The organism is Microbacterium sp. p3-SID336, from assembly GCF_025143365.1.
Taxonomy (GTDB): Bacteria; Actinomycetota; Actinomycetes; order Actinomycetales; family Microbacteriaceae; genus Microbacterium.
The window spans coordinates 1-12,899 of sequence record NZ_JALXPE010000006.1; the positions used below are offsets into that span (position 1 = coordinate 1).

Here is a 12,899-nt window from a genome sequence, read left to right on the forward strand (position 1 = left end):
CGTGCGAGCCGCGCGACCGTCGCCGGGCGCGGGTCCGCGGCTCGCTAGGCTGGAGGGATGGTTCCCCCCGGCATCCTCCTCGTCGACAAGCCCGGTGGGCTGACCAGTCACGACGTCGTCGCGCGCACACGCCGTGCCTTCGGCACACGCAAGGTCGGTCATGCGGGGACGCTCGACCCGATGGCGACCGGACTGCTGGTGCTCGGCGTCGAGGGCGCCACGAGGCTGCTCACGTACATCGTCGGCGCCGACAAGACCTACCGGGCCACGATCCGCCTCGGTGCGACCACCACGACGGACGACGCGGAGGGGGAGGTCGTCGCGGAGGCCGATCCGGCCGTGCTGACCGCCGTCACGGATTCCGCGGTCGCGGCGGGGGTCGCGGCCCTGACCGGGGAGATCTCGCAGGTGCCGAGCTCGGTGTCCGCGATCAAGGTGGACGGCCGACGAGCCTACGACCGCGTGCGCGCCGGAGAGGAGGTCGTCCTGGCCGCCCGGGACGTCGTCGTCTCCCGGTTCGACGTGATCGAGACTCGACGGGCGGAGGGCGGCGTCGACCTCGACGTCGTCGTCGACTGCTCCTCCGGGACCTACATCCGCTCGCTCGCCCGTGATCTGGGTGCGGGCCTCGGCGTGGGAGGGCATCTGACGGCCCTCCGTCGCACCAGGGTCGGTCCGTTCGACGTGACGGAGGCCGTGGCCGTCAACGGGCTCGAGGGTGCGCGCACGCTGTCGCCCGCGGAGGCCGCCGGGCGGGTGCTCCCGGTGCTCGCGGTCTCCGCCGACGAGGCACGGGATCTGCGTCACGGCAAGCGTCTCGTGGGCCAGGCCGACCGGCTGGCGGACCGCCTGGCGGCGGCCATCGATCAGGAGGGCGAGCTCGTGGGCATCGTCGAGAAGCGCGGCGCCGATGTGAAGAGCGCCATGAACATGCCGGAGGTCGTCCGATGATCCTGTGGTTCACCGTCGTGCAGGTCGCGGTGGCCGTCGTCGCCGGGCTGTTCTGCTTGGGCGCCGGGCTGCTCGGTCGTCGTCCCAGCGACTTCTCGGTCGGCGCTCTCGCGCTCGTGGAGCTGCTGCTGATCGGGCAGATCGTCGTCGCGATCGTCGCACCGCTCGCGGGCAACCCGCCGACGGGCGACCTGCTCGAGTACTGGGTCTATCTGGTCTCCGCGGCGCTGCTGCCGATCGGCGCGGTGCTGTGGGCGCTGATGGAGCGGAGTCGCTGGAGCACGGTCGTCCTGGGCGTCGCCGCGCTGGCGATCGCCGTGATGCTGTGGCGCATGCAGGTGATCTGGACGATCCAGGTCGCCTGAGCCGGCACCCGTGCGCGGAGTCCTGACCGCGTCGGCGGCTCTAGGATGGAATGCGCTATGAGCTCCACCGCCCCCACCACTCGGATGACCGGAATCGGCCGCGTCCTCGTGATCGTCTACGCCGTGATGGCGCTGGCGGCCACCGGTCGCAGCTTCGTGCAGATCGTGCGCCGGTTCGACGAGGCGCCGCTCGCGTACACGCTCTCCGCTGTCGCCGCCCTCGTCTACATCCTCGCGACGCTGGCGCTGGTCTTCGCGCGTCGTCGTGGCTGGTACACGGTCGCCTGGGTGGCCATCGTGTTCGAGCTGACGGGAGTCCTGGTGGTCGGCGCGCTCAGCCTGGTGCTGCCCGACCTGTTCCAGCACGAGACGGTGTGGTCGCTGTTCGGCCGCGGGTACCTCTTCGTGCCGCTGGTGCTGCCGGTGTTCGGCATCTGGTGGCTGCGCACGCATCGTCCCGTCGCCGTCGAGCGCCCGGTGGAGGCCGTCGCGTGATCGTGTTCCGCAGCCCGGAGGAGGTTCCGGAGGGCTTCGGGCCCAGCGCCGTCGCGATCGGGAAGTTCGACGGGGTGCACCAGGGTCACCGGGCGGTCATCCGGCGTCTGCGCGAGGCTGCCGCCGCGGAGGGGAGCCGTGCGGTCGCCGTCACCTTCGACCGCAATCCGCTCGCGATCATCCGTCCTGACCGGTGCCCCGAGAACGTGGTGACCGTCGATCGCAAGCTGGAGCTGCTCGGAGAGCTCGGCCTCGACGCCACGCTGCTGCTGACCTTTGACGAGGAGATGGCCTCGCGCAGTGCGGAGGACTTCGTGGTGGGCATCCTCGTGGGCGCGCTGCAGGTGTCCACGGTGTTCGTCGGCGCGGACTTCCGCTTCGGGCATCGTGGTGCCGGCACCCCGGAGCTCCTGCGGGAGCTCGGGCCCCGCTACGGCTTCACGGTCGAGGTCGTCGAGGACGTGTACCTAGAGGGTTCGGAGCGTCGCGTCTCGTCGAGCTGGATCCGCGAGCTGCTGATGGAGGGCGACGTCGCGGCGGCCGCCCGGGTGCTCGGGCGGTACCCCGACGTGCGGGGCGAGGTGGTGCACGGCCTCAAGCGCGGACGCGAACTGGGTTTCCCGACCGCGAACCTGTCGACCATCGTCGACGCCTTCGTGCCGGCGGACGGCGTGTACGCGGGGTGGCTGGTGGACCACGACACCGGGATCCGGCATCCCTCCGCGATCTCGGTGGGCACGAACCCCACCTTCGACGACGTGCTGGTGCGTCAGGTGGAGGCGCATGTGCTCGGCGAGACCGGGCTCGACCTGTACGGCCACGACGTGACCGTGGAGTTCGTGGAGCGCCTGCGGGGCATGGTGGCGTTCGAGGGCATCGAGAAGCTGATGGCGCAGATGGCGGCGGACGTGACCCAGGCCGCGCTGATCCTCGGGGTATCCGCGTGACCGCGTGCGACGACCGGGCCCGCCGCGGCGCGGCTGTTCCGCGTCGCACCGGCGCGATGGCATAGAATGGAGACGGCTCCCACCGGTCCCCGCACGCCTCGCGTGCTCCGGAGGGAGGACGATCCACAGTCCGCACGGTCCTGGCTCACGCCACACGCGGATGTAGAGAACGGCTCACGGTTCCCTGGGGATGCCGGAGCCCTTCAGGCTCAGGAGGAGCATGCCGACCACGGCAACCGCCGCCACGCGGCGCAAGAAGACGTCCCGTCGTGACGACGAGGCACCCCTCATCCCGATCCTCGCGCGCAAGGTCCGTGAGATCGAGGCGAAGTCCCAGCGCGGAAAGCTGGGCCCGACGAACCGCACCAAGTTCCAGGTCATCGCGTTCCTCGTGCGCGAGGAGCGCGCCAGGGTGAAGGCGGACGCGGAGATCGGCGACCCCGCGCGCGTCGAGCTGCTCAAGCGCCTGGACGGCGTCGCGACGATCCTCGCCAAGACCGCGGCACGGGACACGTCCCTGATCCAGCTGCTGGAGGCCGCCCAGGCCACGTCGCCGGTCGCGAAGCGCATGCGCCGCGACTGGCTGCTCGAGTCCGGCGCGGAGCTGCCGCCGGAGGAGCTGATCATCGCGGACCCGGCGCCCGTGCAGGTCTCCGTGGTCCCCGCTGCGATCGCGGAGCGTCAGGTCACGCCGCCGTCCGTCGAGGCGCGTCAGCTCGCCAACCCGTTCCTGGCGCCGGACCTGACCCCGCGTCCCGCGAGCACCCCCCGCCGCCGCCTCGACGGCTGGGAGCTGATGGGCCCGCTGTACAAGGCGTTCGAGACGGGCGCCGGCGGCGCGGCGGCATCCATGGAACTGCCGCCCGCTCCCGAGTTCGACCACGTGTCGCCCAAGGGGCTCGACGTCATGGTGCACCAGTCGCGCTTCCTGGAGGCGGTCCGTGCCGGTCACCGCAGTTTCCTGCTGGCGGATGAGCCGGGACTCGGCAAGACGGCCCAGTCGGTGCTCGCCGCCTCCGTCGCCGGGGCGTATCCGCTGCTGGCCGTGGTGCCGAACGTGGTGAAGATGAACTGGGCGCGCGAGGTCGAGCGGTGGACGCCGCAGCGCCGCGCCACCGTCATCCAGGGCGATGGGGACGACATCGACGCGTTCGCGGACGTCTTCATCGTGAACTACGAGATCCTCGACCGCCACCTGTCCTGGCTCGCGTCGATCGGTCTGCGCGGCATGGTCGTCGACGAGGCGCACTTCATCAAGAACCTGTCGTCGCAGCGGTCGCAGAACGTGCTGTCGCTGGCCGCTCAGGTGCGCGAGCGCACGCCGGGCCACGACCCGCTGATGCTGGCGCTGACGGGAACGCCGCTCATCAACGACGTCGAGGACTTCGACGCCATCTGGCGGTTCCTCGGCTGGACCAACGGCGAGAAGCCGGGTCCCGAGCTCATGGAGAAGCTGGACGCGACCGGCTTCACGCCCGCCGACAAGGCCTTCTACCCCGAGGCTCGCGACGCCGTCATCTCGATGGGCATCGTGCGGCGCAAGAAGAAGGACGTGGCCGCGGATCTGCCGGACAAGCTCGTGGCCGATCTGCCGGTGCAGCTCGACGACGAGTTCGGGCGCAGCATCCGGCAGGCGGAGCGGGAGCTGGGGGAGCGGCTCGCCGCCCGGTACCGCCGCATCATCGAGGCGCGCGGCGACCGGGGCCTCGCTGCGGGCGAGATCGACGACGACATCGTGCGGCTCGTGGCGCAGAACGAGCTGGAGGAGTCGAAGGCCGCCGGCACCGGGGGAGACAACGTCTTCACGATGGTGCGCCGCATCGGTCAGGCCAAGGCGCCGCTCGCGGCGGACTATGCGGCACAGTTGCAGCGTTCCGTCGGCAAGGTGGTGTTCTTCGCCAAGCACATCGATGTGATGGACCAGGCGGAGGAGCACTTCGCCGCCGCGGGCATCCGCGCCGTGTCGATCAGGGGCGACCAGACCTCGACCGCGCGCCAGCAGGCGATCGACGACTTCAACGGCGACCCCGAGGTCGGCATCGCGGTGTGCTCGCTCACCGCGGCGGGCGTCGGGCTGAACCTCCAGGCCGCATCCAACGTGGTGCTGGCGGAGCTGTCGTGGACGGCGGCCGAGCAGACGCAGGCGATCGACCGCGTGCACCGCATCGGGCAGGACGAGCCGGTCACGGCGTGGCGGATCATCGCGGCGCACACGATCGACACGAAGATCGCGGAGCTCATCGACCAGAAGCAGGGCCTGGCGGCCCGCGCGCTGGACGGCGAAGCCACCGAGGAGGCCGCGAGCGAGTCGGTCCAGCTGTCGGCGCTCATGCACCTGCTGCGCGAGGCGCTCGGCGCGAACTGAACCCGTCAAGAAGCTCACTTCTTAACGCCGTTTTCGCCCCGATTCCGAGTGTGCTGGCGAAGTTCGTCGATTCCGTCCGGCTGTCCCGTCAAGATCACCGTTTTTCGACGCGCTCGAATGGCGGCCCGGGGCAGGAGAGCGCTAGGGTCGATCGCAGGCACTGTCGCCTCCTCCTCCCATCACTCGAACCTCCGAAGGCAGCAGCATGAAGATCGGCATCCTGACGAGCGGCGGCGACTGCCCCGGTCTGAACGCGGTCATCCGCGGCATCGTGCTCAAGGGCACCACGACCTACGACCTGGAGTTCGTCGGCATCCGCGACGGCTGGCGCGGTGTGGTGGAGGGCGACTTCATGCCGCTCACCCGCCACGAGGTGAAGGGGCTGTCGAAGGTGGGCGGCACGATCCTCGGCACGAGCCGCACCAACCCGTACGAAGGCGAGCGCGGCGGCGCCGAGAACATCGCCAAGACGCTGTACGGCCACAAGATCGACGGCATCGTGGCGATCGGCGGCGAAGGCACACTGGCCGCCGCGGACCGGCTCGCGAAGGACGGCATCAAGGTGCTGGGCGTGCCGAAGACCATCGACAACGACCTGCGCGCCACCGACTACTCGTTCGGCTTCGACACCGCGGTCAACATCGCCACGGACGCCATGGACCGGCTCCGCACGACCGGCGACTCCCACCAGCGCTGCATGGTCGCCGAGGTCATGGGCCGCCACGTCGGCTGGATCGCCCTGCACGCCGGGATGGCCGCGGGCGCCCACGTCATCTGCATCCCCGAGGTGCCCATGTCGCTCGACGAGATCACCGAGCTCGTCACCCGCGCCCACGACCGCGGTCGCGCGCCCCTCGTGGTCGTGTCGGAGGGCTTCACGCTCACCGGCATGGAGGAGGCCTACAGCGACAAGGGCCTCGACGCGTTCAACCGCCCGCGTCTCGGCGGCATCGGGGACCTGCTGGCGCCCGAGATCGAGCGCATCACCGGCATCGAGACGCGCGCGACGATCCTCGGCCACATCCAGCGCGGCGGCTCGCCCTCGGCGTTCGACCGGGTGCTCGCGACGCGTCTCGGTCTGCACGCCGCGGACGCGATCGTGGACGGCGCCTGGGGTCAGATGGTCGCGATGCAGGGCACCGACATCGTGCGCGTGCCCTTCGCCGACGCGCTGGGCGAGCTCAACACGGTGCCGCGGTACCGCTACGACGAGGCCGCCGCGCTCTTCGGCTGAGCGCGGTGACCCGGCGCGGGTGCGGCACCCCGCGCCGGCGCCCTCGGCTCAGGCGTCGGCGAGTCCGAGCGTGTCGAGCAGCCACGCGAGCTCGAACGCCCGCTCGCGCCAGGAGTTGTAGCGACCGCTGACCCCGCCGTGGCCGGCGACCATCTCGCACTTGAGCAGCACGTCCGACGCCCCGGCCTCACGCAGGCGGGCGACCCACTTCGCGGGCTCCACGTAGAGCACCCTGGTGTCGTTCAGCGAGGTGACGGCGAGGATCCGCGGGTACTCGACGCCGTCGCGCACATTCTCATACGGGGTATACGACTTCATGTACGCGTACACCTCGGCGTCGTGCAGCGGGTCGCCCCACTCGTCCCACTCGATCACCGTGAGCGGAAGCGACGGGTCGAGGATCGTCGTCAGCGCGTCCACGAAGGGCACTGCGGCGAGGATGCCGGCGAACAGCTCCGGTGCGAGGTTCGCCACCGCGCCCATCAGCAGTCCGCCGGCGCTCCCGCCCTCGGCGACCAGCTGGGAGGGAGACGTCGTTCCCTCCGCGACGAGGTGCCGTGCGCAGGCGACGAAGTCCGTGAAGGTGTTGCGCTTGCGCAGCAGCTTCCCGTCCTCGTACCACTGACGGCCCATCTCCCCGCCGCCGCGCACGTGGGCGACCGCGAAGATCACTCCGCGGTCGAGCTCGGAGAGCCGCGCCACCGAGAAGCCGGGGTCGATCGAGTGCTCGTACGACCCGTAGCCGTACAGGTGCACGGGCCGTGCCTCGGCGCCCGGCTCACCGAACGAGCGCTTCCACACGAGCGAGATCGGAACCTTCGTGCCGTCCTCAGCTGTCGCCCACTCGCGGCGCTGCCCGTAGTCGGCCGGGTCGTAGCCGCCCAGCACGGTCACCTGCTTGCGCAGCACGAGCTCCCTGGTCGCGAGATCCAGCTCATAGACGGTGCCGGGTGTCACGAAGGAGGTGTAGCCGAGCCGGAGGAAGGGGGAATGCCACTCCGGGTTGCCGCTGACGCCGGCGGAGTAGAGCGGCTCGTCGAACCGCAGCTTCTCCACCGCGTCGGTCGCGTAGTCGAGCAAGCCCACACGCTCGAGCCCCTCGCTGCGGTACTCGACCGTGGCGAAGTCGCGGAAGGCGTCCACGCCCAGCAGGCGCCGCCCCGGCTCGTGCGGCAGCACGACGTGCCGCTCGCCCTGCGGGTCGTCGGCGGCGACCGACACCAGCTCGAAGTCGAGGGCGTCGTCGTTGTGCAGGATCAGCAGCCGGTCCTCGCCGCCGACCACCGCGTGCTCGAGCGAGTACTCCACGCCCTCCCGGCGCGGCCACACCAGGCGCGGCTCGGCGGTGAGGTCGCCGGACAGGTCGACCAGGCGCTCCTCGCTCGTGATGCTGGAGCCGACCGCGATCACCAGGTACTTCCTGCTGCGCGTGATCCCGGCACCGAGCCAGAACTTCTCATCCGGCTCGTGGAACAGCTGCACGTCGTCCGACACCGGGGTGCCCAGACGGTGCAGCCACAGCGTGTCGGGGCGCCAGGCGTCATCACGGGTCGTGTACAGCACGCCGGTGCCGTCCGGGGTGAAGAAGGCGCTGCCCGTGTTCGGGATCTCGTCGGCGAGCGTGGCGCCCGTGACGAGGTCGCGCACGCGCACGGTGTAGAGCTCGTCGCCCTCGAAGTCGGTCGACCAGAGCAGCTTCGTCGCGTCGTCGGAGGTGTCGAAGGCGCCGAGCGAGAAGAACTCGTGTCCTTCCGCCTCGGCGTTGCCGTCGAGCAGCACGACCTCGCCGGGCACGGGCACGCCCGCCTCCAGGCGCGGGGGAGTCCAGTCGTCCTCGGCGGCGGCCGCGCGGCAGTGGATGCCGTACTGCGCGCCCTCCTCGGTGCGGGTGTAGTACCACCACGCGCCGCGGCGGGTCGGCACGGACAGGTCCGTCTCCTGCACGCGTCCCTTGATCTCCTGGAACAGCGTCTCCCGGAGTGCGGCGAAGTGCGCGGTCTCGGCGTCGGTGTGCGCATTCTCGGCCTCGAGATGCGCGATGACCTCCGCCGAGTCCTTCGCCCGCATCCACTCGTACGGATCGTCGACCGTGTCGCCGTGGTGCGTGCGGGAGGTGGGGCGTCGGGCGGCGATCGGGGCGTCAGTCACCGTCCCACGCTATCCCAGGGTCGAGTTGACCGGCACGGGGGAGGGTGGGAGGATTTACCGGGGCCGGTAAACGGATGTGAAACCCACGGTGAACTCTTCGTTCGTCACGTCGATACCGTCGACATCTTCCCTCTTCGTCAAGACCGAAAGCGACCGGTGGAAACCGCAGCCCTCATCGTCGTGCTCGTCATCGCGCTGGCACTCTTCTTCGACTTCACGAACGGCTTTCACGACACCGCCAATGCGATGGCGACGCCCATCGCGACCGGTGCCCTGAAGCCCAAGACCGCGGTGCTCCTCGCCGCGCTGCTGAACCTGGTCGGCGCCTTCCTCTCCACGGAGGTCTCCAAGACCATCTCCGGCGGCATCATCAAGGAGGACGCGATCATCCAGGCGGGGGCGGAGCTGTTCCTCGCCCTGATCTTCGCCGGACTGATCGGCGCGATCACCTGGAACATGCTCACCTGGCTCCTCGGCCTGCCGTCGAGCTCCTCGCACGCGCTGTTCGGCGGCCTGATCGGCGCCACGCTCGTGGGCGCCGGCCTCGGCGGCATCGACTTCGGCGCCGTGCTGTCGAAGATCGTGCTTCCCGCGCTGATCGCGCCGATCACGGCGGGGATCATCGCCTTCGCTGCCACCAAGATCGCGTACTCGGTGACCCGTCGCTACGACGGCAAGCCGGACGGCCGCGACGGCTTCCGCTGGGGGCAGATCTTCACGTCCTCGCTCGTCGCCCTCGCGCACGGCACCAACGACGCGCAGAAGACGATGGGCGTCATCACGCTCGCCATGATCACGATCGGCTGGCAGTCCGGTGCGCACCACGAGCCGGAGCTGTGGGTCATCGTGGCGTGTGCGTTCACGATCGCTCTCGGCACGTACCTGGGCGGCTGGCGCATCATCCGCACGCTCGGCAAGGGCCTGACCGACGTCAAGCCGGCGCAGGGGTTCTCGGCGGAGAGCTCGACGGCGGCCACCATCCTCGCGTCCAGCGCTCTCGGCTTCGCGCTCTCCACCACCCAGGTCGCGTCGGGCTCCGTGATCGGCTCCGGGCTGGGCCGCCGCGGCTCCACGGTGCGGTGGCGTACCGCGGGTCGCATCGGCGTCGGCTGGCTGCTCACGCTCCCGGCGGCCGGTGGCGTCGGCGCCCTCGCCGCCCTGCTCGTGGTGTGGCTCGGGACGTGGGGCGTCGCGATCGACGCCGTCCTCGCGGTCGTGATCATCCTCGGCCTGTACATGCGGTCGCGGCACACCGCGGTCACGCACGCGAATGCGATGAGCGACGTCGCCGAGTCCCACCTCGCCGTCGAGGTCCTGGACACTCCTCCGCCCACGCGTCGCCAGCAGCGCATCGCGCAGGCGAAGGCGGAGGCGAAGGCCCGCGCCGAGGCGAAGGACAAGGCCAAGGCCGAGGCGAAGGCCAAGGCCAAGAAGAAGGCCGAGGCGAAGGCGGGTAAGAAGGCCGTCGCCACCACCGGCCCGCGCCCGACGCAGCCGCCTGCGGGGGAGCAGACGCCGGAACAGGCGGAGACCAGGCGGAAGGGCGACTCGGCATGAACGTCACCATCGACTGGCTCGCCTTCCTCCAGGTCTTCGCTGCCGCCCTCATCGGCGCGACGGCCATCGTCACGTTCTACGCGCTCGGCCTGCGCCTGCTGGTGCGCAGCGGACGCGCCCCGATCGTGAGCCCTGCGGAGTTCACCGATGCGATCACCGTGATCTCCGAGAAGGAGCTCAAGCGCGCCGCGAAGCAGGCGGCGAAGGCCGCGAAGAAGAGCCCGCTCACGGAGGGCCAGAAGACGCTCGCCCTGATCGGCGCCTACAGCTGCTTCGTGCTGTGCGGTGTGGCGGTCATCGCCGGCATCCTGATCATCGTCGTCGGGCACTGAACTGCGCCGCGCTGGCGCGTCAGGGCCCGGCGTCCCGGGCTGACCCTAGGCTGGGGCCATGTCCGCAGCCTCAGGCACGCCCGTCGTCTTCGGCCGGTTCGACCCGCCATCGCATGTCCTGATCCACGTGAGCGATCCGCACTTCCTCGCGGGAGGCGCGCGCCTGGGCGGCCGCTTCGACGTGGAGCGCACGTTCGAGCGCACGCTCGCGGCGATTCGTGCCGTGCACCCGCACCCGACTGCGATCGTGGTGACGGGCGACCTCGCGGATCTCGGCGAGCCCGAGGCGTACCGCCGTCTGCGGGCTGCGGTCGAGCCCGTTGCCGCGGAGCTGGGAACGCCCGTGATCTGGGTCGCAGGCAACCACGACGAGCGCCCCGCCCTGCGCAGCGAGCTGCTCGACCTCGAGCCGTCGGAGCAGCCGGTCACGGGCGTCTGGGATCTCGACGGCCTGCGACTGATCGCCCTCGACACGAGCGTGCCGGGGTGGCACCACGGCGACCTCGACGACGCGCAGCTCTCCTGGCTCGCCGAGGTGCTGGCGGAGCCCGCCCCGCACGGCACGCTCCTCGCGATGCACCATCCGCCGCTGCCCAGCCACCTGCCGCTGTTCGACATCCTGGAGCTGCGGCATCAGGACGAGCTCGCGGAGGTCGTGCGCGGCAGTGACGTGCGCGGCATCCTGGCCGGGCATCTGCACTATTCGTCGCATGGGCTGTTCGCCGGGGTGCCCGTGAGCGTCGCCTCCGCGACCTGCTACACGATGAACGTCGCGAGGCCGGCGGCGGAGGTCAACGGCATGGACGCCGCGCAGGCGTTCCAGCTCGTGCACGTGCGTCCGCAGACCATCACCCACACGGTCGTGCCCGTCGTCGACGCGCCGACGGGTGACGTCTTCTCCGAGGAATGGGTAGCGCGCATGGCCGCGCTCACCCCGGAACAGCGACTCGAGGCGTTCTCCCGCAAACCCCCGCGCTGACCGGCGTAGACTGGACGCATCCCCCGCTCTTTCCATTCGCCACGACCCACGAGGATGTGACATGGCTTCTGCCGCGCCTGCCAAGACCCGTACCGAGACCGATTCGCTGGGAAGCATGGAGATCCCCGTCGACGCGTACTGGGGGATCCACACTGCCCGCGCCGACGCGAACTTCCCGATCTCCAAGCGCCCCATCTCGGTGTACCCCGACCTGGTGGTCGCGCTCGCGATGGTCAAGCAGGCGAGCGCCAGGGCGAACCGCGAGATCGGCGTGCTCGACCCCGAGCGCGCCGACCTGATCGACCGGGCCGCGCAGCGCGTCATCGACGGCGAGTTCCACGAGCAGTTCACGGTCGGCGTGATCCAGGGCGGGGCCGGCACCTCGACCAACATGAACGCGAACGAGGTCATCACCAACATCGCGCTCGAGATGGCCGGCCGCGAGAAGGGCGACTACGCCTTCCTCTCGCCGATCGACCACACCAACCGCAGCCAGTCCACGAACGACGTGTACCCCACCGCGGTCAAGATCGGCCTCTCGCTCACTCTGCGCTCGCTCCTGGACGAGCTCGACGCACTGCGCGTGGCGTTCCTCGGCAAGGCTGGCGAGTTCCACGACATCCTCAAGGTCGGGCGCACGCAGCTGCAGGATGCCGTGCCCATGACGCTGGGCCAGGAGTTCAACGGCTTCGCGACGACGCTGGGGGAGGATCACAGCCGTCTCACCGAGAACGCCTCGCTCATGTTCGAGATCAACATGGGCGCCACGGCCATCGGGACCGGCATCACGACCCACCCCGACTACGCGCCGGCCGTCCTGCGCCACCTCCGCGAGATCACCGGCCTGGACCTGGAGACGGCGACCGACCTGGTCGAGTCGACCAGCGACACCGGCGCCTTCATGTCGTTCTCCTCGTCGCTCAAGCGGAACGCGATCAAGCTGTCCAAGATCTGCAACGACCTGCGTCTGCTGTCCTCGGGCCCCCAGGCGGGCCTCGGCGAGATCAACCTCCCGGCGATGCAGGCGGGGTCCAGCATCATGCCGGGCAAGGTGAACCCGGTGATCCCCGAGGTCGTGAACCAGGTCGCGTTCGCGGTCGTGGGCGCCGACACCACGGTGACCATGGCCGTCGAGGGCGGGCAGCTGCAGCTCAACGCCTTCGAGCCCGTCATCGCGCACTCGATCTTCCAGTCCATCACCTGGATGCGTCAGGCCATGTGGACCCTGCGCGTCAACTGCGTCGAGGGCATCACCGCCAACCGCGACCGCCTGGGTGCGATGGTGGGCGCCTCGGTCGGCGTCATCACGGCCCTGACCCCGTTCATCGGCTACGCGGCCGCCGCGGCCCTCGCGAAGACCGCGCTGCTCACCAACCGCAATGTCGCCGACCTCGTGGTGGAGGCGGGGCTGATGTCGCGTGACGAGGTCACCAAGCAGCTGTCCCCGGCCCGTCTCTCCGGACTCGAAGCCGTCACGGCGGCGATCCCGATCGTCACGCCGGACGACCTCATCCAGATCTGACCGT

The 12,899-nt window shown here is 70.3% G+C and carries 11 protein-coding genes; 10 read left to right on the plus strand and 1 reads right to left on the minus strand.

The genetic code is table 11. From position 1 onward, the window contains the following. The first annotated feature begins 57 nt into the window (after positions 1-57). From truB to M3C17_RS02710, 6 genes are all read left to right on the plus strand, one after another. The gene (gene truB / locus M3C17_RS02685; protein WP_259976112.1) at positions 58-951 is read left to right on the plus strand and encodes a tRNA pseudouridine(55) synthase TruB; all 894 of its coding nucleotides are present in this window, start codon (positions 58-60) and stop codon (positions 949-951) included. Beyond that, positions 948-1,316 carry a hypothetical protein gene (locus M3C17_RS02690; protein WP_259976113.1) on the plus strand — a complete coding sequence of 123 codons (369 nt, stop codon included), beginning with the start codon at positions 948-950 and terminating at the stop codon, positions 1,314-1,316. The genes truB and M3C17_RS02690 overlap by 4 nt, the downstream gene beginning before the upstream one ends. A 57-nt stretch (positions 1,317-1,373) precedes the next feature. Continuing rightward, entirely contained in the window at positions 1,374-1,811 is a 438-nt protein-coding gene (locus M3C17_RS02695; RefSeq protein WP_259976114.1) for a hypothetical protein, read from the plus strand. Then, positions 1,808-2,758: a bifunctional riboflavin kinase/FAD synthetase gene (locus tag M3C17_RS02700; RefSeq protein WP_259976115.1), complete on the plus strand. Its 951-nt coding sequence runs from the start codon at positions 1,808-1,810 to the stop codon at positions 2,756-2,758. The genes M3C17_RS02695 and M3C17_RS02700 overlap by 4 nt, the downstream gene beginning before the upstream one ends. A gap of 220 nt (positions 2,759-2,978) precedes the next feature. Beyond that, the gene (locus M3C17_RS02705; RefSeq protein WP_259976116.1) at positions 2,979-5,123 is read left to right on the plus strand and encodes a DEAD/DEAH box helicase; all 2,145 of its coding nucleotides are present in this window, start codon (positions 2,979-2,981) and stop codon (positions 5,121-5,123) included. Positions 5,124-5,328: 205 nt separating this feature from the next. Further along, positions 5,329-6,357, plus strand: coding sequence for a 6-phosphofructokinase (locus tag M3C17_RS02710; RefSeq protein ID WP_259976117.1), 1,029 nt, complete (start codon positions 5,329-5,331; stop codon positions 6,355-6,357). 48 nt (positions 6,358-6,405) lie between these two features. Here M3C17_RS02710 and M3C17_RS02715 read toward each other — a convergent pair whose 3' ends face one another. After that, the gene (locus M3C17_RS02715; protein ID WP_259976118.1) at positions 6,406-8,505 is read right to left on the minus strand and encodes a S9 family peptidase; all 2,100 of its coding nucleotides are present in this window, start codon (positions 8,503-8,505) and stop codon (positions 6,406-6,408) included. Positions 8,506-8,661: 156 nt separating this feature from the next. Here M3C17_RS02715 and M3C17_RS02720 point away from each other — a divergent pair, with 156 nt between their 5' ends. From M3C17_RS02720 to M3C17_RS02735, 4 genes are all read left to right on the plus strand, one after another. Further along, positions 8,662-10,062, plus strand: a complete 1,401-nt coding sequence (locus M3C17_RS02720) for an inorganic phosphate transporter (protein ID WP_259976119.1) — start codon at positions 8,662-8,664, stop codon at positions 10,060-10,062. After that, positions 10,059-10,394, plus strand: a complete 336-nt coding sequence (locus tag M3C17_RS02725; protein WP_259976120.1) for a peptidase — start codon at positions 10,059-10,061, stop codon at positions 10,392-10,394. The genes M3C17_RS02720 and M3C17_RS02725 overlap by 4 nt, the downstream gene beginning before the upstream one ends. A gap of 58 nt (positions 10,395-10,452) precedes the next feature. Further along, positions 10,453-11,373 carry a phosphodiesterase gene (locus tag M3C17_RS02730; protein WP_259976121.1) on the plus strand — a complete coding sequence of 307 codons (921 nt, stop codon included), beginning with the start codon at positions 10,453-10,455 and terminating at the stop codon, positions 11,371-11,373. A gap of 61 nt (positions 11,374-11,434) precedes the next feature. After that, entirely contained in the window at positions 11,435-12,895 is a 1,461-nt protein-coding gene (locus tag M3C17_RS02735) for an aspartate ammonia-lyase (RefSeq protein WP_259976122.1), read from the plus strand. The last annotated feature ends 4 nt before the right edge of the window (positions 12,896-12,899 follow it).